Source organism: Parasphingomonas frigoris, assembly GCF_036663815.1.
GTDB lineage: Bacteria > Pseudomonadota > Alphaproteobacteria > Sphingomonadales > Sphingomonadaceae > Sphingomonas.
The window spans coordinates 366,100-386,445 of sequence record NZ_JAXOJQ010000002.1 but is presented as its reverse complement, the minus strand read 5'-3'; the positions used below and the strand labels follow the sequence as shown (position 1 = coordinate 386,445).

The window sequence follows — 20,346 nt, the reverse complement described above, 5'->3', positions numbered from 1 at the left end:
CTAGAGCGCGACGCTCAGCGCTTCGAGGACAAGCTCGACGCGCTGGTCGACGCGGGTGACCGACCTCACGACAAGATCGGCGACGAGGTGGCCGCGCAGTGGAAGCTCGGCCTCGGGCAGGCTTTCGATCCACGCCGCGAACGCCGCATCGTCGGCCGCCACCAGCGTCAGGTCGTGCCGAGCGCCGGTGAACGTCGCGCTTGCCCAGCGCGTCATCCGCGAATCGGTGACCGTCACCGTGCACCCTGCCGCGCGGGCCGCCGCTTCGATCGCGCGGCGCAGCAGCGTACCGGCATCGGGACCGCGGCTCATTGCGACACCTGATCGGCGAGGAACGCCTCGATCCGCCGCACCATCCGCGCGCCGGGTTCGCGCCCGCGCCGCAAATCGTGGACCAGCCGCGGGTCGCGCACCGCGAGCCGCCCGAACTTGGTCGGCGGCATCGCGCTCGCCTTCAGATACCGATCGATCTTCTGCAACACCGACATGCTGTTTCTCCTCGCGATTCGTCGTCGATCCTTGTCCGAAGTTCACGATCTGTTCCATTTTCCAACTTGTCTAGGAAATTTCCTATGGGTAGGATGACGACGTGGCGCTTTCGGATCCCCGCACGCGGCTGGCCGCCCTGATCGACGCCGATGGCGCGAGCTATGCCGCGCTGTCGCGGATGCTCCGGCGCAATCCAGCCTACCTCCAGCAATATGTCCGGCGCGGGACGCCGCGGCTGCTCGCCGAGCGCGACCGGACGATGCTGGCGGCCTATTTTCGCGTCGACGCGTGCGAACTCGGCGGGCCGCCCGGGCTCGCGATGACGCCGATCCGGCGTTTCGACCTCGCCGCCTCGGCGGGCGCGGGCGCGTTTGCGGGGGAGGATACGCGCGCGGCCGACATGCTGCTCGATCCGCGCCTGCTCGACGCGCTCAGGCTCGACCCGGCGCATGCCGCGATGCTGCGCGCGCGCGGCGATTCGATGCTCCCGACGATCGCCGATGGCGACCAGATCGTGCTCGACGAGCGCGACCGCCGCGTGACGGCGAGCCCGGCGATCTTCGTGCTGCGGCTCGACGACATGTTGCTGGTGAAACGCGTCGCGGCGCGCAGCGGCGGCTTCGTCGTGACCAGCGACAATCCCGCCTATGCGCCGGTCGAGACCGCAGCCGTCGACGTCATCGGCCGCGTCGTCTGGCTCTCGCGTGCCTTGCGGTAGGCGGGGAATCGCGGTTTTCGGCCATTCGTGGGGCTGATCCCGCCGGATCGCCTCGGTTCGTCGTGAAAACGGCGCGGGAGGCTCAACTGACCCGAGCCGATGCACAGCCGGACATATTCCGGTTGTTGCCGCGCGGGGGCTCGGCTTGGGTCGTGACGGTCTTTAAACGATTGGAAGAATCCGATGTCTTTATCCGTTACGAAAATGGCGCCTGCGATGCTGGTTCTGGTCGGTGCCGTCAGCCTCGGCGGCTGCGCCACCAAGAGCTATGTGCGCGAGCAGATCGCGCCGGTGAGCCAGCGCGTCGACGTGCTCGAGACGCGCCTGCAGGAGACCGACGGCGTTGCCAAGTCGGCGCTCGGCCAGGCGCAGTCGGCGGCCGGCCAGGCGCAGAACAACGGTCAGCGCATCGACCAGCTCAACGGCCGGGTCGACGGGATCGAGCAGCGCATGCAGGCAGCGCAGCGCAAGCGCCCGCGCAACTGATGCCCGGCGTCGACCGACACGGTCGACGCCCCTGAACGTTCCGGTGGCGCCCCTTCCCACGGGAGGGGCGCCGCCTTTGCTGTGAGTGCCCGACGCGATGATCCCTGTCCTTGTGGCGCTCGCTGCCCTGTCGCTGACCCCGCCTGCGCCCGCTCGGCCATCGCCGCGCGCCAAGCCTGCCGCGAAGGTTGCGACGGCGAAAGCCAAAGCCAAAGCGCCGCCCGCGCCGCCGCCGGTCGAGCTGGTGCCGTCGGCCGAGGTCACGCGCGTCGCCGATTGGGTCGCCGGGTCGGACGATCATGGCGCCTTGCCCTATGCGATCGTCGACAAGGCTGGCGCCGCGCTGTTCCTGTTCGATGGCAAGGGCAAGCCGCTCGGCAGCGTGCCCGTGCTGATCGGCATCGCGCCGGGCGACGAGGCTACCCCGGGCATCGGCAGCAAGAACCTCGCCGAGATCGGCCCGGCCGAGAAGACGACGCCGGCGGGGCGCTTCCTCGCGAAATTCGGCGTCGCGGCGGGCAAGCAGAAGGTGTTGTGGGTCGATTACGCCACCTCGGTCGCGCTCCATCCAATCCCGCCGGGCGCGAACAAGAAGGAGCAGCGCCGCGAGCGGATGCTGTCGCCGTCGCCCGAGGACAATCGCATCACCTTCGGCTGCATCAACGTGCCCGTGGCTTTCTACGGCAAGCGGATCCGGCCGACGTTCCAGCGCAAGGGCGGCTACGTCTACATCTTGCCCGACAGCAAACCGATCGAGGACGTCTTCCCGCCGCTCCATGCCTGGACGGTCCGCAACGCCGCCGTCGCGAGCTGAGCCGCGCTATTTCCGCAGATCGTTGAGCCACATCGCGATCGAGATCACGATGCCCAGCCCCAGCCCGGCGAGGAAGCCGCGCGTCGGCCCGAGGCTGGTGGACAGGCCGACGCCGGTGCCGACGATCGCGCCGATCGCGATGAGGACGCCGCCGGCGAGCGGGTAACGGGGCGGGGAGGTGCGTGCCATCGCCGCGCTGTGCCATGTCCCGCGACAGGACGCCAGCGTCCCATGGCGGGAGCGGTGGGGCGTGGTCGTCAGCGGCGTTAACCCTTCGTCATCGCGCAACCCCGAGGCTCTCGCGATCTGGCACGGCACGTGCGACGGCGCTGGCCAGGCCTTTTCATGCGAGGCCCGTGTCGTGGAGCATTGATGCTGATTCCCTACCTGGCCGATCGCGCCGAACTGCTCCATGCGACCGATCTCATCACGATGTTCGGCGAAGAGGCCGGGCTCGAGGCGGCGGCGCGTGCGGATCGCAGCCGCGATCTCGGCAACTATCTGCACTTCTGCCGCTGGCGCCAGATCGAGCGGATGATCCGCTTGCTCTCGGCCGATCGCGCGGTCGGCACGGTGCACTGATCAGCGGGCACTGAGCGGGCCGGGCGCGACTTTCGCCGGAGCGATGGCGCGAGACGCCGGATCGCGCGGTTAAGCCCTGTCGCTGGCGGTGAACCCGCGTTAGGACGAGCCATGTCGTTACCGGTCGGGCGGCGGCGCACAGCTTCGGCGGCCGTCGGAATCTTTTGCGTCGTCGCCTCGGGGGCAATGGCACAAGTGCGCCCGGCGAACGCGCCTTCCGATCCCACCCCCGCAGCCGATCAGACCTCGGGCACGACCGCGCTGTCGCCGCTCGCGCCGCTGCCCGGGCTCGGCGTCGACTGGCCCGATCTGTCGAAGGCGCCGGCCGAGCCGATCGACGCGACCGCACCGACCGCGCTGACCGGCGAGACGCGCTACACCTACCGCGTCGACGGGATCGACGCCGTGGCGAGCAGCTTGCTCAAGACCCGCTTCGCGCAGCTCTCGACGCTCGCCGCCAATGACGGGCAGCCCGCCAACGCCGCGCAGCTCGACCGTCGCGCGCGCGAGGATGCGACGCTGCTGACCACGCTGCTGCGCGGCGAGGGCTATTACGACGCGCGGGTCGCGACGCGGGTCGAGCCCGCCGCGCGGCCGCTGGTGGTGCTCGATGCCGAGCCGGGGACGCTCTACAAGTTCGGCGGCGTCACGCTCGCCGGGCTCGACGGGGCGGGCGACACGGCACCGGCGTTGCGCAGCGCGTTCGGTGTCGCGGCGGGCGATCCGGTCAATTCCGACACGATCGCGGCGGGCGAGACCAACCTGCACACGACGATCACCGATCGCGGCTTTCCCTTCGCGATCGTCGGCGACCCGCAGATCGTGGTCGATCGCGCCGCGCGCACCGCGACGCTCGACGTGGCGGTGGTGCCGGGCCCGACGCGGCGTTTCGGCGCGGTGACGATGACCTCGGGCACGAGCGTGTTCGACGCCGACCACGTCCAGGACATTGCGCGCTTCACGCCGGGCCAGCCCTATGACGCGTCGGCACTGGTCGACCTGCGCCGCGCGCTGATTCAGACCGGGCTGGTGTCGAGCGTCAAGGTCGAGCCGGTCGAGGGCAAGGCGCCCGGCACGGTCGACATCGCGGTCGGGCTCGAGCCGGCGCCCAAGCATACGATCGCGGGCGAACTCGGCTATGGCACCGGCGAGGGCGCGCGCGCCGCGCTCAGCTGGAGCAACCGCAACCTGTTCCCGCCCGAGGGCGCGCTGACGTTGAGCGGGGTGCTCGGCACGCAAGAGCAATCTGCCAGCGCCATTTTCCGCCGCAACAATTTCAACGGGCGCGACCGCATCCTCACGTTCCAGACGGTCGCCTCCAACGTCACGCGCAACGCCTATCAGGCGCGCACGCTGTCGCTGTCGGGCAGCCTCGAGCGGCAGACCAACATCTTCTTCCAGAAAAAATGGACCTGGTCGCTCGGCGCCGAGCTCGTCGCCTCGGAGGAGCGCGACGTGATCCTCGATACCGGCGCACCGCGGCGGCGGATCTATTTCATCGGCGCGCTGCCGAGCGTGCTCAGCTATGACGGGTCGAACGACCTGCTCGATCCGACGCGTGGCTTCCGGCTGAGCGGACGCGTCTCGCCCGAGCTCTCGCTCGAGGGCAAGGCGTTCGGCTATGCCCGCATCCAGCTCGACGCCAGTGCGTATCACGCTGTTACCAAGCAGGCGGTGCTGGCGGGGCGGATCCGGCTCGGTACGATCGCGGGCGCGCCGCGCGATGCGATCGCGCCGTCGCGGCGCTTCTATGCCGGTGGTGGCGCCTCGGTGCGCGGCTATGGCTATCAGGATATCGGCCCGCGCGACCCCAATAACGACCCGGTCGGCGGGCGCAGCCTCGCCGAATTCTCGATCGAGGCGCGGATCAAGACGTTCGGCAATTTCGGCCTCGTGCCGTTCTTCGACGGCGGCAACATCTCGACCGGCTTGACGCCGCGGCTCAACGACCTGCGCTACGGCGCCGGCCTCGGCGTGCGCTATTACACCAATTTCGGGCCGATCCGCATCGACGTCGGCACGCCGGTGAACCCCGCCAAGGGCGATCCGCGCGTCGCGGTCTATGTCTCGCTGGGGCAGGCGTTTTGAGCGACGATTCGGCGCCCGAGGAAAACCCGTCGCCCGCAGTCGGGGTGAAGCCGCACGGCCCGCTCGGGCGGATCATTTTCTGCATCGTCGCGGGGCTGGTCCTGCTCGCGCTGGCCGCGCTCGGGCTGATGGACACGAGCATCGGGCACCGCCTGCTCACCGACAGCATCGCCGGGATGCGACCGTCGAACGGGCTGCGCTACAGCATCGGGCGGATCGAGGGATCGATCTACGGCCGCGCGACGCTGATCGACCTGCGCGTGCGCGATCCCAAGGGACTGGTCTTCTCCGCGCCGCGCGCCGAACTCGACTGGTCGCCGTTCCGCTGGCTCGACAATCGACTCGACATTGCCAGCCTGCATCTGGCGAGCGCGACGCTGGCGCGGGTCCCCGAGATCAAGCCGTCGGGCAAGAAGGGGCCGATCCTGCCGGGGTTCGATATCCGCATCGGGTCGCTCGCGGTCGACCGGCTGGTGGTCGCGCCGGCGGTGGCCGGGGTCACGCGCGTCGGGCGGTTGCGCGCGCGCGCCGACATCCACCGCGGCCGCGCGCTGATCGATCTCGTCGCGGCGGTCGCGGGAAGCGATCGGCTGCAAGTGCATCTCGACGCCGAGCCGGATCGCAACCGGCTCGAGACGACGGCGCAGGTGCGCGGCAGCGCGAGCGGCGTGCTCGCCAAGCTGGCGGGGATCGCCAAGCCGATCGCGCTCGACATCGACGGCAAGGGAACGTGGGCGGCGTGGCGCGGGCGCGCGGTGGCGCAGGTCGGCACGGTGCGGCTCGCCGATCTCGCGCTGAGCAATCGGGCCGGAACCTACACGCTGTCGGGCCAGCTCGTCCCGGCGCCGCTCGCGCACGGCAAGCTCGCGCGGCTGACGACGCCGCGCGTGCTGGTGCAGGGTGGCGGGACGCTGGTCGACCGGCAGCTGAAAGGCACGCTGTCGCTACGCTCGGATTCGCTGAACGTGACCGGCGACGGCACGCTCGATCTCGCCGAGAGCGCGTATCGCAACGTCCGCATCCACGCCTTCCTGACGCGCCCGCCCGCGCTGTTCCCCAACATGACCGGCCGCGCGATCGAGCTGCGCGCGCTGCTCGACGGGACGTTTGCGACCGCGGCGTTCGACTATCGCCTGACCGCACAGCGCTTCGCGTTCGACGATACCGGCTTCGAGGATTTTCGCGCGGCGGGGCGTGGCCATTTCTCGAAGCAGCCGGTGCTCGTCCCGATCGTCGCAACCGCGGCGCGCGTCACCGGGGTCGGCGACGTCGCGGGCGGCATCCTGCGCAACCTGACGATCGGTGGCGTGCTGCGGATCACGCCCAAGCTGGTGCTCGGCGACGATCTCAAGCTGACCTCGGACAAGCTCAACGGCCGGATCAACCTGCTGCTCGATCTCAGCGATGGGCGCTACGAGATCGGCATCAATGGCGGGCTCGGGCGGTATCGCATCCCCGGGCTCGGCGTGGTCGACGTGCAGACGACGTTGAAGGCGGTGCCGGGGCCGGGCGGGCGTGGCACGCGCGTCGTCGGGCAGGGCACCGCGCAGATGATCACGCTCGAAAACGCCTTCTTCCGCTCGCTCGGCGGCGGGTTGCCGCGCGTCGTGACCGGGCTCGAGCGCACGCCCGACGGCATCCTGCACCTCAACAATCTGGTGCTGACCGCGCCGCAGATCCGCATCACCGGCAACGGCATCCGGCGCCGCGACGGCACGTTCCACTTCGAAGGCAGCGGGCAGCAAGCGACCTATGGCCCGCTGACGCTCAAGCTCGACGGCAAGATCGACCATCCGACGCTCGATCTGACCTTCAAGCGGCCCAATGAAACGTTGGGCCTGAGCGACGTCGTCGCGCATCTCGACCCGACCGCCGAAGGCTTCGCCTTCACCGCGCGCGGTGGATCGCGGCTCGGGCCGTTCACCGGCACCGGCGCGATCCTGCTACCCAAGGGCGGCGACGGGACGATCGCGATCGCCGACCTGGCGGTGAGCGGGACGCACGCCAAGGGACCCTTGCGGATCGTACCCGGCGGGTTCGACGGTCGGCTTGCGCTGGCGGGCGGCGGGCTGTCGGGCGAACTGCTGTTCCGTCCGGTCGGCGACAATCAGCGGATCGAGGCGCATCTCGATGCAACCGCGGCACGGCTCGCCAACGCCTTCGTGCTGCGGCGCGGGCATCTCGACATGGTGGCGGTGCTCGATCCGGCGGGTACGTCGATCGATGCAAGCGTCACCGGCGCGGGGCTGCGGCGCGGCTCGCTGATCATCGGGCGCTTCGCCGCGCGCGCCAATCTGCGCGGCGGGACGGGGACGGTCACCGCGTCGATCGCCGGGTCGCAGGGGCGCGCGTTCGACATCCAGTCGGTGACGCGGGTGACGCCCGACAGCTATGCCGTATCGGCGCAGGGCACGCTCGACCGTCGGCCGCTCAAGCTGACCTCGCCGGCGGTGTTCACGCGCGACGGCGACGGCTGGCGGCTCGCGCCGACCGATCTCACCTTCGCGGGCGGCAATGCCAAGGTCTCGGGGCGCTTCACCGGCGGTTCGAGCGCGATCGATGCGACCGTCGCGCGGATGCCGCTGTCGATCCTCGACATCGGCTATCCCGGCCTCGCGCTCGGCGGCAGCGCCTCGGGCAGCCTGTCCTACGCGCAGGGCGGCGGCGCGGCGCCGACCGGCAAGATCGACATGACGGTGCGCGGGCTCACGCGATCCGGGCTTATCCTGTCGTCGCGCCCGGTCGACGTCGGCATTTCGGGGATCCTCTCGTCCGACCGGATCGCCGCGCGCGCGATCGCCGCGACGGGCGGGAAGACCGTCGGGCGCGCGCAGATGCTGCTGACGCTGCCGGGTGGCGCGGATCTGGCCGCGCGCGTGCAGAATGCAGGGGTCTTCGCGCAGCTGCGCTACGACGGCCCGGCCGACACCGTGTGGCGGCTGACCGGGATCGAGCTGTTCGATCTCACCGGCCCGGTCGCGATCGGCGCCGATGTCGGCGGGACGATCGCCAATCCGCAGATCAAGGGCGTCGTCCAGGCCAATGGCGCCAAGATCGAGAGCCAGACCACCGGCACCGTGCTGACCAACGTCCAGGCGAGCGGGCGCTTCGGCGGATCGCGCCTGACGCTCGACCGCTTCGCCGCCGATGCCGGCAAGGGCGGGCGCGTCACCGGCAGCGGCGCGTTCGATTTCGCGGCGAAGAACGGGCTGGGGCTCGATCTCAGCGTCCAGGCCGACCGTGCCGTGATGATCGCGCGCGACGATATCGGCGCGACGGTGACCGGCCCGCTGCGCTTCCAGTCAGACGGATCGGGTGGGCTGATCTCGGGCAATCTGCGGCTCGACAAGAGTCGCTACCGGCTGGGCCAGGCGAGCGCGGCGAGCGCTGTGCCGCAGCTCAACATCCGCGAGATCAACCTGCCCGATGGCGGTGCCGAGGACGAAGCGCCGCCCGTGCCGTGGGCGCTCGCGATCAAGGCGCATGCGCCCAACCAGGTGCTCGTCACCGGGCTCGGCCTGCGCAGCGAGTGGTCGGCCGACCTGCAGATCGGCGGCGCGCCCGACAATCCCGCGATCACCGGTCGCGCCGATCTGGTGCGCGGCAATTACGATTTCGCTGGGCGCACCTTCGCGCTCGAACGCGGCAAGATCCTGTTCGCGGGCGAGGTGCCGGCCAACCCCGCGCTCGACATTTCCGCCAACGCCAACACCACCGGGCTGACCGCGTCGATCAACGTCACCGGGCCGGCGCTCAAGCCCGAGATCACTTTCGCCAGCGTGCCCGCGCTGCCGCAGGACGAACTGCTGTCGCGGCTGCTGTTCGGCACCTCGATCACCAACCTGTCGGCGCCCGAGGCGCTGCAATTGGCCTCGGCGGTGGCGGCGCTGCAGAACGGCAAGGGCGGGCTCGACCCGATCAACGCGGTGCGGCGCGTGGCGGGGCTCGACCGGTTGCGCATCCTCTCGGCCGATCCGACGACCGGGCAGGGCACCGCGGTCGCGGCGGGCAAATACATCACGCGGCGCTTCTATGCCGAGATCGTCAGCGACGGGGCGGGCTATTCGGCGACGCGCGTCGAGTTCCAGGTGACGCGCTGGCTGTCGCTGCTGTCGACGATCTCGACGCTGGGGCGGCAGAGCGCGAACGTGCGGGTATCGAAGGACTATTGAGGGACGCGGCCGGGGCCGCGCGCCGTCACCCGATCCGGCGAGCCAGCGCTTCGGCCAGCCGCCCGGGAACCTCGGGCGCGAGCGTCGCGTAGAGGTCGGGCTCGATCGCCTCGACTTCGATCAGCGCGAGCTTGCCGTCGGCGCGGCGGAGCAGGTCGATCCGCGCGTAGAGCGGCGCGGTCGGCAGCGCCGCCAGGACCGCATCGAACATCCCGCTCGCCTCGGCATCGGGCTCGTAGCGGGTGAAGTGGCCGCCAAATTGGGGCTGGATGCGAAAATCGCCACCCGTCGCGACTTTGCGCGCGGCATGGCTGAAACGTCCGTCGATCGCGAACAGCGAGAGCTCGCCTTCGTCGGCGATCGCGGAGAGAAAGGGCTGGACGATCGCGGCGTCGAGCGGGGTGACGGGATCGCCACGCTTGACCCGCACGGTCTCGTGGCTGCCCGCCGAGATTTGCGGTTTCACGACCAGTTCGTCGCAGTCGAAAAGATCGAACGCCACCGCGACGCTCGCGGCGTCCGCGCGACCGAAGCGGCTCGGCACGATCGGGATCCCTGCCGCCTCGAGCGCGAGCAGATAGGTCTTGCGCGTGTTCCAGGCGAGCAGGGCGGGCGCGTTGAACAGCGGCCGGTCGTCGGGCCACGCCGCGAGCAGCGCATCCCAGCGCGCCACGTCGAAATGATAGCCCCAGGCGAACAGCGCAAGCGCCGCGGCGCCGTCGCCCGGGCCGAGATCCCAGGCGCGCGGCTCCAGCGTCATCCCGGCGTCGGCGAACGCGGCGTGGTAGGGCGCAAGATGCGCCGCCGCCGCCGCATCGTACGGGCTGCCCGCAACGGGCATCAGGACGTCGATGCGGCGCGGCGCGGGCATCAGGCCGGCTCGCCGATCACCGTCTTCACTTCCATGAAGTCGGTCAGCCCGAACTTGCCATTCTCGCGGCCATTGCCCGATTGCTTGTAGCCGCCGAACGGCGCGTTGCCGTCGGGGCTCCACGAGTTGATCGTGACGAGCCCGGCGCGCAGCCGCGGCGCCACCTTGGCGGCCTTGGCGGGGTCGCCCGAGATCGTCGCCGACAGGCCGTAGGGCGTGCCGTTGGCGATCTTCACCGCCTCGTCCTCGGTGTCATAGGCGATCATCGTCGCGACGGGGCCGAACACTTCTTCCTGCGCGATGCGCATCTCGGGGGTCACGTCGGTGAACAGCGTCGGCTTGATGAAGTAGCCGGCATTGCGCCCGTCGGGGCGTCCGGTGCCGCCGGTGACGAGCGTCGCGCCCTCGTCGATCGCCGACTGGATCAGCCCCTGGATCTTGTCATATTGCGCCTTGTTGACGACCGGCCCGATATGCGCGCCCATCACCGCGGGGTCGCCGACTTCGGTGCCCTCCATCATCGCCTTGACGATCCCGGTCGCCTCGGCGACCTGGCTGGTGTGGACGAGCAGCCGCGTCGGCGCGATGCAGCTCTGCCCCGAATTGGCGAGCACACCCTGGACGGTCGGCGGCAGCACCGCGGCGAGATCGGCGCCCTCGAGTACGAGGTTGGCCGCCTTGCCGCCAAGCTCCTGATGCACGCGCTTGACCGTCGCCGCGGCCGACTGCGCGATCGCGATGCCCGCGCGGGTCGATCCTGTGAAGCTCACCATATCGACGTCGGGGTGCGCCGACAGCGCCGAGCCGACGCCCTTGCCGTCGCCGTTGACGAGGTTGAACACGCCCGCCGGAACGCCAGCGGCGTCGAGGATCTCCGCGAGGATCACCGCGCAGCCGGGCGATTCCTCCGAAGGCTTGAGGATCATCGTGTCGCCCGCCGCCAGCGCGGGCGCGACCTTGGCGGTGACCTGGTTGAGCGGCCAGTTCCACGGCGTGATCATCGCCACGACGCCGAGCGGCTCATGCACAACCTTGGCGCGGCCGAGCTTCTGCTCGAACTCGAAGCTGTTGAGCGCTTTCAGCGTCGAGATGAAATGCCCGAGCCCGGCGGGGACCTGCGCCGCAGTCGCAAAGCCGATCGGTGCGCCCATCTCGCTGCTCACCGCGAAGGCGAGGTCGGGGATGCGCTTCTTATATTCCTCGATGATCCGTTCGAGCAGCGCCGCGCGCTCGGCGACCGTCGTCTGCGAATAGCTGTCGAACGCTGTCCGCGCCGCGGCGACCGCGGCATCGACATCGGCGGCGGTGCCGAGCGTGATCTCGGTGCAGGGCTGCTCGGTCGCGGGGTCGATCACGTCATGCCGCGTGCCGCCCTGGCTCTCAACCCAGGCACCGTTGATATACTGCTTGAGATAGCTCTTCATCGCCGCTCTCCACGTTTCTGGTTTCTGCTACCCTGCGGTGATGGCGCGCAGCGAGATCGGTTGCAACCCGAAACGCAGATCGTCCGTTGAGACGATCCCCGCAGGAGACGACGCATGGCACGTGCAGCGAAAATCGAGCAGACCGGTGGCCCCGAGGTGATCCAATGGGTCGATGTCGACCTGCCCGATCCCGGCCCCGGCGAGGTGCGGATGCGCAACACCGCGGTCGGCCTCAACTATATCGACGTCTACTATCGCACCGGCGTCTATCCCGCGAAATTGCCGAGCGGGCTGGGCTCGGAGGCCGCCGGTGTGGTCGAGGCGGTGGGCGAGGGCGTGACCGGCTTCGCGCCGGGGGACCGCGTCGGCACCTTCGGCCCGACGCTCGGCGCCTATGCGACCGCGCGCAACATCCGCGCCGACACGCTGTTGCGCCTGCCCGACGATATCGACGATCGCACCGCCGCGGCCTTGCTGCTCAAGGGCTGCACCACCGAATTCCTGGTCGAACGCTGCGCCAAGGTGCAGGCGGGGCAGACGGTGTTGGTCCATGCCGCGGCGGGCGGGGTCGGGCATCTGCTGGTCGGCTGGCTCAAGGCGGTCGGCGCGACGGTGATCGGCACTGCCGGGAGCGAGGAAAAGGCCGCGCAGGCCAAAGCCGCCGGCGCCGACCATGTCATCCTCCACAAGACCGAGGATACCGCCGCGCGCGTGCGCGAGATTACGGGTGGCAAGGGCGTGCCGATCATCCTCGACGGGGTCGGCATGGCGACGTGGGAAACCTCGCTGGCAAGTGCTGCGCCGCGAGGCCTGATCGTCAGCTATGGCAATGCCGGCGGCAAGGTGAGCGGGGTCGAGCTCGGCATCCTCGCCGCCAAGGGCTCGCTGTTCGTGACCCGCCCGACGCTGTTCAGCTATTACGTCACCGACGAAGAGCGCCAGCAGGGCACCGAGCGGCTGTTCGAGATGCTGCGCAGCGGCGCGATCTCGCCCGAGATCGGCCAGACCTTCGCGCTCGAGGACGTCGCCAACGCGCACCGCGCGCTCGAGGCGGGGGAGACGCGCGGCGCGACCGTGCTGACGGTCTAGGCCGCCGTCAGCAGGCGATGCGGTAGAGATCGGGCACGGCGTAGAGGCGGTGGATCGCCTCGTGCTGCGCGGCCATCCGATCGCGGATCTGCCGCATCATCGCCAGTCCGGCGAGCCGATATTCGGGCCAGCGGGCGTCGATGTCGGCCGACGCCCATTTGCGGGTATAGGCCTGATAGTCGAGCCCGAGCTTGATGCATTCGGCCTTGAGCTGGCGGACGCTTGCCGCGTCGGGGCCACCCGCGGCGAGGATCGGATCGAACAGTTCGCGATGCTTGTAGAGTTGCAGCGCGTGAAGCGCAGCCGCCAGCGCACCGCGGAACGGTGCGAGCGCGGTCCACGATTCCGCGTCGCGCCCGTTGAGATACGGGCGCGCCTGGTCGAGCACGGCGAGAACCTCGCAATGCAGGTAATGGAAGTGGTCGAGCGGATGGTCGGTCGTCATAACCGGCGCTATGCCAGCCAGGTCTAAACAAAATCCGATGCCTTTTCGGGGGGCGGACAGCGTCGAAAAGAGCGGTTGTGGCTACACGTCTGATATCCTTCAACAAACCCTATGACGTGCTGTCGCAGTTCACCGATTCGGGTATCGGACCAGCACGCCGGACGCTTTCCGACTTCATCGACCTGCCCGGCGTCTACCCCGCCGGCCGACTCGACCGCGACAGCGAAGGGTTGTTGCTGCTGACCGATGACGGGCGGCTGCAGGCGCGGATCGCCGATCCGAAGTTCAAGCTGCCCAAAACCTATCTCGTCCAGGTCGAGGGCGAACCCGACGCCGCCGCGCTCGCCGCGCTGCGCCGTGGCGTCGTGCTCAAGGACGGACCGACCCGCCCGGCCGAGGCCGAGCGCATCGACCCGCCCGCGCTCTGGCCGCGCGATCCGCCGGTGCGCTTTCGCAAGAGCGTGCCCGATTGCTGGCTGCGCCTGACGATCCGCGAAGGGCGCAACCGCCAGGTGCGCCGCATGACGGCAGCGGTCGGCCACGGGACGCTGCGGCTGGTGCGCTGGCAGATCGGCGACTGGACGCTCGACGGGCTGGCGCCGGGCGAATGGCGCGCGGTGCCGGCAGCGTCGCGCTAGCCAGCGCTGCCCGATTGCCGCACAAGAGCGACGATGCGCTTTCGTGATTTCGTCTTGCTGGTGTTCGTCTGCCTGACCTGGGGCATGAGCAACGTGCTCAGCCGCGTCGTGGTCGGCGAATGGCACGTGCCGCCGCTCTTCTTCGCCGCGCTGCGCTTCGGGATCGTGCTCGCCGCGACGCTGCCGTGGCTGCGGCCCGTGCCGCGCCCGGTGTGGCGGATCGTCGCGGCCGGCGGCCTGATCGGCGGCGGGAGCTTCGCCTTGCTGTTCCTCGGGCTTCAGACCGCGTCGCCCTCTTCGGCCGCGGTGGCGATCCAGGCGGGCGTGCCGATGACGACCCTGCTCTCGGTGCTGCTGCTCGGCGAGCGGATCCACTGGCGCCGCGGGCTCGGCATCGCGCTGACGCTGGCGGGGGTGCTGATCGTCATCTGGAAACCGGGCTTCCAGGTCTCGCCGGGGCTGCTGTTCGTGCTCGGCTCGGCCTTTGCCGGGTCGCTCGGCGCGATCCTGATGAAGCAGATGGACAATATCGCGCCACTGCGCTTCCAGGCGTGGGTCGGGCTGGTCGCGTTCGTCCCGCTCAGCCTCGCCTCGGCGCTGTTCGAGCAGGACCAGTGGGCGAGCGCGGGCGCGGCGGGCTGGCCGTTCGTCGCGGTGCTGCTCTTCTCCGCGCTGGTCGTGTCGGTCTGCGCGCACACGGCCTATTACTGGCTGATCGCGCGCTACGAGGCGAACCTGCTCGCCCCGCTCACGCTGATGACGCCGCTCGGGACGATCGCGCTCGGCGTCATGATCACCGGCGACCAGCTCGATGGCCGGATGATCGCGGGCTCGGCGCTGGCCTTGCTCGGCGTGCTGGCGATCGCGCTGCGACGGAGCACGGCGCCGATCGTCGAGGCGCAGGAGCGCGCCTGATCAGCCCGGGTACGGCGCCTTCTTGAGCAGCCCGGCAAGATGCGCGGCGTTGCCCGCGACCATCTTGACGGTCTTGGCGACGGTCTTGGGGGTTTCGTCGAGATCCTTGAAGTCGACCGAGCCATACGCCTCGCCGACCCAATAGACCGCGCCGACCGCGGGGATCGTCCAGCCGGTGTCGTTGAGCGACTGGAACAGCTGCGCGGTCGAGAAATGCGCGCCGTCCTCATTGCCGACGATCGCCGCGACCGCGACCTTCGAATAGCTCGGCATCCGCCCGTGCGCGTCGGTCTCGCCGAGGAAGGCGTCCATCCGTTCGAGCACGCGCTTGGCGACGCTGCCGATCTGCCCCATCCACACGGGGCCGCCGAAGACGAGGATGTCGGCCGCGAGGATCTTGGCGCGGATCGCGGGCCAGGCGTCGCCGTCGCCCTCGTCCGAGGTCACGCCGGGCTTCACGTCGTGCGCGGCGATGCGGATCGTCTCGGTCCAGGTGACGTCGACATTGGCGAAGGCGTCCTTGAGCAGGCCGATCATCACGTCGGTGGAGGAGGCTTCGCTGGCGTCGGCCTTGAGCGTGCAGTTGATGGCGATGGCTTTGAGCGGCATGTGCGGGTCTCCCGGGGGCTGGGGGAGGAACGCGGGGCGGGGGGATTTTCTCCCGGGGGGGGCGTGGGTGCGTTAGTGCGACGAACCGTCAGTCTTCGGGGAGTTGTCAAGAATTCATCAATTCGTAAGGCGAAAAAATCCCAATGATCAAGGCGATTCTATCAATGCCGCAGCCCGTTCTATGACATACTCAATAGTGGATCTGATCTTTTCAAATTTACATTGAAAAAACTCCCGGCTTCCATTCACTCTGTGTTCCCGTAGGAGATCATGGACGTGCTGCTCTATCAATCTTGGCGACCGCACCTTCCATGACTGGACGACAACAAAGTGATCGGGTTGCCCGGTAGTCGCGCTCAACTGCCGCGCACGCTCGTCGGAACTCTTCGTGGTGAAGCCAATTTTGTAGAGGTCTCGATGGTGTTGGGGTGACCGCATGACGTAGATTTCGCCCGTCGCAGCTGGATCATGGGCTGTTTCAATCGTTGTTGTAGCGGCCTGATCGGACAATTTCGCTCTACCTTCGAACCACGACGTTTGGGTCGTGACCCAGGTTTTGCCCTGTACGACGTGCCCGTGGCGGTCGCGGCCGGCAGAGCCTAGCGATAAAGTCTTCCAATATCCGGCGGTCTCTATTGAGAGGTCGGTTGCAGGAAGTTCGAACGTGTCCCCCGTTCCCAACCCGTAAAGTGTCGCTACCTGAACGTAATTAGGAGCGTCGGAGGCAGGCAGGTTTTTCTTCACGAAGCGCGCTTCGCCCGATTGCGCTTCCAGCCGAAGGCGGGTCGGATGGCGCTCCATCGCCACCGCATCGACGTCCATTAAGTCGAGGCAGAGTGGCGACGCGAAGAGGATCTCGAACAGCGGCGCATACTCGTCGAGCTTACGAACAAAATTTTCAACGACATCTGGCGTCGCGTCTCGCTTGGCGATCAAGAACTCGGCCACCTGCGGATCGTCTGTCATCACGTCAAAGGTGTCTTTTTGCTCCTTCAATACATATCGGACCTGTACTTTATCATTCCGGGTGTCGATTCGGGTCATCAGTATGATTGGGACGAAGGCGGCGTCGCCAAATAGTCCCTCATCAGTAACGTCAATCTCATCTTTGCCCTTAGAAAGAAACTCCTTTCCCGGATAAATATCAACTGCATCAAATTTCATTTTACCTGTGTGAGGATTTGGATTCGACCTTCCGAAGACGCCGATAACAGAGAGTTCGTCACCTTCTCTGCTGAAGGCGCCGCCACAAAATACAAATTCCTCGTTGCCGGGCACATTAAATTCAGCATAGCCGCCTAGCAAGCTCAGCTCGTATATTGTGAATTCATCAAGAGATCGAGTTAATCCACGAAGCGAAGGGCTCAAGTGCGGATCAGTGATTCGGTCCAGCATTTTATTAAAGGTCAAAGAAAAATGCTTCTCCGGCAACAGCCTTAATACCAATGTTTTTTCATCAGGTTCGACAAAAGAGTGCATTACATTGTACGAATTAGGCATGTGCATGCCCTCGCCGCTGAAAATCCGACCGTTATATTCCGTTAAAAAGTCGCGGAGATATCTGTCGACGTACAGTCCCGGTCCATTCAGGCGAAAAGCGAGCGCCACTGCCTTCGCACGACTGGCTGCAGCCTTGCCGCGCTTTTTTCCAGAAGCGGATTTTCCAATCTTTGCCGCGGCTCGGAAAGTGGTTGCGGTCGCCGGGTTGTCCTCCCGGACCCGGACGCTCGCGGCGAACCGTGAAAAGCGCAACGCGCGAACTCGAGCACGATCTGAGTTGTCCATAAAAACGAGGTTATATAGCGATCGCGTCATTTAGGAATGCCGCTCTGAGTGGTCGCCTTCTCGTTTCGGCTGTCTGACCTTCCTTGCTCCCGACCAGCACAATCCAAAAATCGAGTTATTACGAGCGGCAGGATGCGGGTATCGAGCAAGGCAGCCTGAGTGTCGTTTATTGGTCGACACACGCCGCACCAAAACAGAAAAAGGCGCCCGGATCCCTCCGAACGCCCTCTCCATAATCCACGCCGTGGCAAAGCCACGTCGTCGGTCCTCGCTATGGCGAGGCCGGCCGAAAGCTCCTGTGGGAACTTCGGCTTCGCCTTGTCCCCACCGGCCGCCGGCGCGGCGGCCTCAGTAGCTGTAGTACATATCGAACTCGACCGGGCTCGGCGTCATTTCCCAACGCTTCACGTCTTCCATCTTCAGCTCGATATACGATTCGATCTGGTCCTTCGAGAACACGTCGCCCTTGAGCAGGAAGTCGTGATCCGCCGCCAGGCAATCGAGCGCCTCGCGGAGCGAACCGCAGACGGTCGGCACCTCGGCGAGCTCTGCCGGCGGCAGGTCGTACAGGTTCTTGTCCATCGCCTCACCCGGGTGGATGCGGTTCTGGATGCCGTCGAGGCCGGCCATGAACAGCGCGGCGTAGCACAGATACGGATTGGCCATCGCGTCGGGGAAGCGCACTTCGACGCGCTTCGCCTTGGGGCCGGTGCCGTACGGGATGCGGCACGATGCCGAGCGGTTGCGCGCCGAATAGGCGAGCAGCACGGGCGCTTCGTAACCGGGGACCAGGCGCTTGTAGCTGTTGGTCGTCGGGTTGGTGAAGGCGTTGACCGCCTTGGCATGCTTGATGATGCCGCCGATGAAGTACAGGCACATGTCCGACAGGCCGGCATAGCCGTTGCCGGCGAAGAGCGGGTTGCCCTTGTCCCAGATCGACAGATGCGTGTGCATCCCCGAGCCGTTATCTTCCTTGATCGGCTTGGGCATGAAGGTGACGGTCTTGCCGTAAGCCTGCGCGACGTTGTGGCAGACGTATTTGTAGATCTGCATGCGATCGGCGGTGACGGTCATCGTGCCGAAGGTCAGGCCGAGCTCGTGCTGGGCAGCCGCCACTTCGTGGTGATGCTTGTCGCAGGGGAGGCCCATTTCGAGCATGGTCGAGACCATCTCGCCGCGGATGTCGACCGCCGAGTCGACCGGTGCGACCGGGAAGTAGCCGCCCTTGGCGCGCGGACGGTGGCCGAGGTTGCCGCCGTCATAGCTGGTGCCGGTGTTGGTCGGCAGCTCGATATCGTCGATCTTGTAATAGCTCGTCGAATAGCTGTTCTCGAACTGGACGTTGTCGAACATGAAGAACTCGGCTTCGGGGCCGATGAAGATCGTGTCGCCGATGCCGGTGGTCTTGAGATACGCCTCGGCGCGCTTGGCGGTCGAGCGCGGATCGCGCGCATAGAGCTCGCCGGTCGACGGCTCGACGATGTCGCAGACCAGGATCAGCATCGGCGTCGCCGAGAACGGATCGATCCACACCGCGTCCAGATCCGGCTTCAGGATCATGTCGGATTCGTTGATCGCCTTCCAGCCCTCGATCGAGGAGCCGTCGAACATGAAGCCGTCGGTCAGCTCGTCCTCGCCGACGACACCGGCGACCATCGTCAGATGCTGCCATTTGCCCTTGGGATCGGTGAAGCGCAGATCGACCCACTCGATCTCCTGATCCTTGATCATCTTCAGCACGTCGCTGACCGAATTCGGTGCCTTAGCCATAAAGTCCCCACGCCTTTCGTTTTCGATAGTCTGCCCGAGTGGTTCGGGAATCGTGTGTCGCCCGGATATTTACGCTGTCACATAATGTTGCGCTGCGTCAAATGGCGTCTTCGTCGCGCTCGCCGGTACGGATGCGCAGCGCGGTCTCGACGGGGATGACGAAAATCTTGCCGTCGCCGATGCGACCGGTCTGCGCCGCGGCGGCGATCGCCTCGACGACGCGGTCGGCCATCGAATCCTCGACGACGACCTCGAGCTTCACCTTGGGCAGGAAATCGACGACATATTCGGCGCCGCGATACAGCTCGGTATGGCCCTTCTGGCGGCCGAAACCCTTGGCTTCGGTCACGGTGATGCCGCTCACGCCGACTTCGTGAAGCGCTTCCTTCACTTCATCGAGCTTGAACGGCTTGATGATGGCCTCGATCTTTTTCACGCCTGCTACGCCTCCCGCTATGTCGGGTGACCTTACAACAACCGTGCCAGCCGCGCGAGGGGCGGAAATGCTGGAGTGACGCGGATTTCCTGCGAAAACGATGCCCAAGAATCGGGCAAGCGCCGGTCGGGTGCACGATTGCCAAGCAGTCGCGCCGCCTCGGGGCTCAGTAAGGCGGCTTGTCGAAGCCGCCGGGGCTGAGCGTGAAGATCTCACAGCCCGTCTCGGTGATGCCGATCGAATGCTCGAACTGCGCCGAGAGCGAGCGGTCGCGCGTGACCGCCGTCCAGCCGTCGTCGAGCAGCTTCACGTCGGCGCGGCCGGTGTTGATCATCGGTTCGATCGTGAAGATCATGCCGGGCTTCAATTCGGGGCCGGTGCCGGGCTTGCCGACATGGACCACCTCGGGCGCGTCGTGGAACAGCTGCCCAAGGCCATGCCCGCAGAAATCGCGGACGATGCCGTAGCGATGCTTCTCCGCATGACGCTGGATGACATGGCCGATGTCGCCGAGATGGTTGCCGGGCTTGGCCTGCTCGATGCCGAGCATCAGGCATTCGTAGGTCACCTCGACCAGCCGCTTCGCCTTGATCGGCACGTCGCCGATCAGATACATCCGGCTGGTGTCGCCATGCCAGCCGCCGAGGATCGGCGTCACGTCGACATTGACGATGTCGCCATTCTTGAGCGTCTTGTCACTCGGGATGCCGTGGCAGACGACGTGGTTGAGCGAAATGCAGCTCGAATGCGTATAGCCGCGATAGCCGAGCGTCGCGGGGACGCCGCCGCGCTCGACGATGAAGCGGCGGATCATGTCGTCAATCTCGGCGGTCGGCGTGCCCGGCACCATGTGCGGCACGATCATGTCGAGCGCTTCGGCGGCGAGCTTACCCGCGGCGTGCATCCCGTCGAACGCATCGCGGCCATAGAGCTTGATCGCGCCGGTGCGGCCCGCGGGGGCGTCGGCGGTTACGGTTACATAATCGGTCATCCGATGCGATATAGCGAAGCCGCT

20 protein-coding genes are annotated in these 20,346 nt (G+C 67.2%); 9 read left to right on the top strand and 11 right to left on the bottom strand.

What is annotated here, in order from left to right; all coding sequences use genetic code 11:
• Together U1872_RS07180 and U1872_RS07175 are read right to left on the bottom strand one after the other, a co-directional pair.
• Positions 1-312 (bottom strand): hypothetical protein, encoded by a 312-nt coding sequence (locus U1872_RS07180; protein WP_332792202.1) that lies wholly within the window; start codon positions 310-312, stop codon positions 1-3.
• Positions 309-488, bottom strand: a complete 180-nt coding sequence (locus U1872_RS07175; protein ID WP_332792201.1) for a hypothetical protein — start codon at positions 486-488, stop codon at positions 309-311. The genes U1872_RS07180 and U1872_RS07175 overlap by 4 nt, the downstream gene beginning before the upstream one ends.
• A 101-nt stretch (positions 489-589) precedes the next feature.
• On the opposite strand from U1872_RS07175, the gene U1872_RS07170 reads away from it, so the two are divergent.
• The 3 genes from U1872_RS07170 (at position 590) to U1872_RS07160 (ending at position 2,507) form a co-directional block, all read left to right on the top strand.
• Positions 590-1,207, top strand: coding sequence for a S24 family peptidase (locus U1872_RS07170; protein WP_332792200.1), 618 nt, complete (start codon positions 590-592; stop codon positions 1,205-1,207).
• 183 nt (positions 1,208-1,390) lie between these two features.
• Positions 1,391-1,693: a hypothetical protein gene (locus tag U1872_RS07165; protein WP_443025346.1), complete on the top strand. Its 303-nt coding sequence runs from the start codon at positions 1,391-1,393 to the stop codon at positions 1,691-1,693.
• 97 nt (positions 1,694-1,790) lie between these two features.
• Entirely contained in the window at positions 1,791-2,507 is a 717-nt protein-coding gene (locus U1872_RS07160; RefSeq protein ID WP_332792198.1) for a hypothetical protein, read from the top strand.
• Between the two features lie 6 nt (positions 2,508-2,513).
• On the opposite strand, the gene U1872_RS07155 is transcribed toward U1872_RS07160, so the two are convergent.
• A complete protein-coding gene (locus U1872_RS07155) occupies positions 2,514-2,696 on the bottom strand; it encodes a hypothetical protein (RefSeq protein WP_332792197.1) in 183 nt (60 codons plus the stop codon).
• 183 nt (positions 2,697-2,879) lie between these two features.
• Here U1872_RS07155 and U1872_RS07150 point away from each other — a divergent pair, with 183 nt between their 5' ends.
• The 3 genes from U1872_RS07150 to U1872_RS07140 all read left to right on the top strand — a co-directional run bounded on the left by U1872_RS07150 (position 2,880) and on the right by U1872_RS07140 (position 9,349).
• Positions 2,880-3,089 (top strand): hypothetical protein, encoded by a 210-nt coding sequence (locus tag U1872_RS07150; RefSeq protein WP_332792196.1) that lies wholly within the window; start codon positions 2,880-2,882, stop codon positions 3,087-3,089.
• Positions 3,090-3,200: 111 nt separating this feature from the next.
• Complete coding sequence (locus tag U1872_RS07145) at positions 3,201-5,177, top strand: autotransporter assembly complex protein TamA (RefSeq protein ID WP_332792195.1); 1,977 nt, start codon at positions 3,201-3,203, stop codon at positions 5,175-5,177.
• Entirely contained in the window at positions 5,174-9,349 is a 4,176-nt protein-coding gene (locus U1872_RS07140; RefSeq protein ID WP_443025345.1) for a translocation/assembly module TamB domain-containing protein, read from the top strand. Before U1872_RS07145 ends, U1872_RS07140 begins: the two co-directional genes overlap by 4 nt.
• A gap of 25 nt (positions 9,350-9,374) precedes the next feature.
• Here U1872_RS07140 and U1872_RS07135 read toward each other — a convergent pair whose 3' ends face one another.
• Together U1872_RS07135 and U1872_RS07130 are read right to left on the bottom strand one after the other, a co-directional pair.
• Positions 9,375-10,220 carry an ATP-grasp domain-containing protein gene (locus tag U1872_RS07135; RefSeq protein WP_332792194.1) on the bottom strand — a complete coding sequence of 282 codons (846 nt, stop codon included), beginning with the start codon at positions 10,218-10,220 and terminating at the stop codon, positions 9,375-9,377.
• Positions 10,220-11,644, bottom strand: coding sequence for an aldehyde dehydrogenase family protein (locus U1872_RS07130; RefSeq protein WP_332792193.1), 1,425 nt, complete (start codon positions 11,642-11,644; stop codon positions 10,220-10,222). Before U1872_RS07130 ends, U1872_RS07135 begins: the two co-directional genes overlap by 1 nt.
• Before the next feature lie 114 nt (positions 11,645-11,758).
• On the opposite strand from U1872_RS07130, the gene U1872_RS07125 reads away from it, so the two are divergent.
• Positions 11,759-12,733 carry a quinone oxidoreductase family protein gene (locus tag U1872_RS07125; protein ID WP_332792192.1) on the top strand — a complete coding sequence of 325 codons (975 nt, stop codon included), beginning with the start codon at positions 11,759-11,761 and terminating at the stop codon, positions 12,731-12,733.
• Between the two features lie 7 nt (positions 12,734-12,740).
• Here U1872_RS07125 and U1872_RS07120 read toward each other — a convergent pair whose 3' ends face one another.
• Positions 12,741-13,178: a hypothetical protein gene (locus U1872_RS07120; protein ID WP_332792191.1), complete on the bottom strand. Its 438-nt coding sequence runs from the start codon at positions 13,176-13,178 to the stop codon at positions 12,741-12,743.
• Positions 13,179-13,255: 77 nt separating this feature from the next.
• Between U1872_RS07120 and U1872_RS07115 the strand changes: the two genes are divergently transcribed.
• Positions 13,256-13,816 (top strand): pseudouridine synthase, encoded by a 561-nt coding sequence (locus tag U1872_RS07115; protein WP_332792190.1) that lies wholly within the window; start codon positions 13,256-13,258, stop codon positions 13,814-13,816.
• A 33-nt stretch (positions 13,817-13,849) separates the two neighbouring features.
• Positions 13,850-14,731 (top strand): DMT family transporter, encoded by an 882-nt coding sequence (locus U1872_RS07110; RefSeq protein ID WP_332792189.1) that lies wholly within the window; start codon positions 13,850-13,852, stop codon positions 14,729-14,731.
• Here the strand turns inward: U1872_RS07110 and U1872_RS07105 are convergent, their stop codons facing one another.
• The 5 genes from U1872_RS07105 to map all read right to left on the bottom strand — a co-directional run bounded on the left by U1872_RS07105 (position 14,732) and on the right by map (position 20,322).
• Positions 14,732-15,340, bottom strand: a complete 609-nt coding sequence (locus tag U1872_RS07105; protein WP_332792188.1) for a flavodoxin family protein — start codon at positions 15,338-15,340, stop codon at positions 14,732-14,734.
• 147 nt (positions 15,341-15,487) lie between these two features.
• Positions 15,488-17,155, bottom strand: coding sequence for a GIY-YIG nuclease family protein (locus U1872_RS07100; RefSeq protein ID WP_332792187.1), 1,668 nt, complete (start codon positions 17,153-17,155; stop codon positions 15,488-15,490).
• A 318-nt stretch (positions 17,156-17,473) separates the two neighbouring features.
• Positions 17,474-18,895, bottom strand: a complete 1,422-nt coding sequence (gene glnA, locus U1872_RS07095; RefSeq protein WP_332792186.1) for a type I glutamate--ammonia ligase — start codon at positions 18,893-18,895, stop codon at positions 17,474-17,476.
• A gap of 97 nt (positions 18,896-18,992) precedes the next feature.
• Positions 18,993-19,331 (bottom strand): P-II family nitrogen regulator, encoded by a 339-nt coding sequence (locus tag U1872_RS07090; protein ID WP_332792185.1) that lies wholly within the window; start codon positions 19,329-19,331, stop codon positions 18,993-18,995.
• Positions 19,332-19,497: 166 nt separating this feature from the next.
• The gene (map, locus tag U1872_RS07085) at positions 19,498-20,322 is read right to left on the bottom strand and encodes a type I methionyl aminopeptidase (protein WP_332792184.1); all 825 of its coding nucleotides are present in this window, start codon (positions 20,320-20,322) and stop codon (positions 19,498-19,500) included.
• Positions 20,323-20,346 lie beyond the last annotated feature (24 nt).

Bases quoted from the DNA above. Each gene is read 5' to 3' on its own strand.
- U1872_RS07180 (WP_332792202.1), bottom strand. From the start codon at position 312: ATGAGCCGCGGTCCCGATGCCGGTACGCTGCTGCGCCGCGCGATCGAA.
- U1872_RS07175 (WP_332792201.1), bottom strand. From the start codon at position 488: ATGTCGGTGTTGCAGAAGATCGATCGGTATCTGAAGGCGAGCGCGATG.
- U1872_RS07165 (WP_443025346.1), top strand. From the start codon at position 1,391: ATGTCTTTATCCGTTACGAAAATGGCGCCTGCGATGCTGGTTCTGGTC.
- U1872_RS07160 (WP_332792198.1), top strand. From the start codon at position 1,791: ATGATCCCTGTCCTTGTGGCGCTCGCTGCCCTGTCGCTGACCCCGCCT.
- U1872_RS07155 (WP_332792197.1), bottom strand. From the start codon at position 2,696: ATGGCACGCACCTCCCCGCCCCGTTACCCGCTCGCCGGCGGCGTCCTC.
- U1872_RS07150 (WP_332792196.1), top strand. From the start codon at position 2,880: ATGCTGATTCCCTACCTGGCCGATCGCGCCGAACTGCTCCATGCGACC.
- U1872_RS07145 (WP_332792195.1), top strand. From the start codon at position 3,201: ATGTCGTTACCGGTCGGGCGGCGGCGCACAGCTTCGGCGGCCGTCGGA.
- U1872_RS07135 (WP_332792194.1), bottom strand. From the start codon at position 10,220: ATGCCCGCGCCGCGCCGCATCGACGTCCTGATGCCCGTTGCGGGCAGC.
- U1872_RS07130 (WP_332792193.1), bottom strand. From the start codon at position 11,644: ATGAAGAGCTATCTCAAGCAGTATATCAACGGTGCCTGGGTTGAGAGC.
- U1872_RS07125 (WP_332792192.1), top strand. From the start codon at position 11,759: ATGGCACGTGCAGCGAAAATCGAGCAGACCGGTGGCCCCGAGGTGATC.
- U1872_RS07120 (WP_332792191.1), bottom strand. From the start codon at position 13,178: ATGACGACCGACCATCCGCTCGACCACTTCCATTACCTGCATTGCGAG.
- U1872_RS07110 (WP_332792189.1), top strand. From the start codon at position 13,850: ATGCGCTTTCGTGATTTCGTCTTGCTGGTGTTCGTCTGCCTGACCTGG.
- U1872_RS07105 (WP_332792188.1), bottom strand. From the start codon at position 15,340: ATGCCGCTCAAAGCCATCGCCATCAACTGCACGCTCAAGGCCGACGCC.
- U1872_RS07100 (WP_332792187.1), bottom strand. From the start codon at position 17,155: ATGACGCGATCGCTATATAACCTCGTTTTTATGGACAACTCAGATCGT.
- glnA (WP_332792186.1), bottom strand. From the start codon at position 18,895: ATGGCTAAGGCACCGAATTCGGTCAGCGACGTGCTGAAGATGATCAAG.
- map (WP_332792184.1), bottom strand. From the start codon at position 20,322: ATGACCGATTATGTAACCGTAACCGCCGACGCCCCCGCGGGCCGCACC.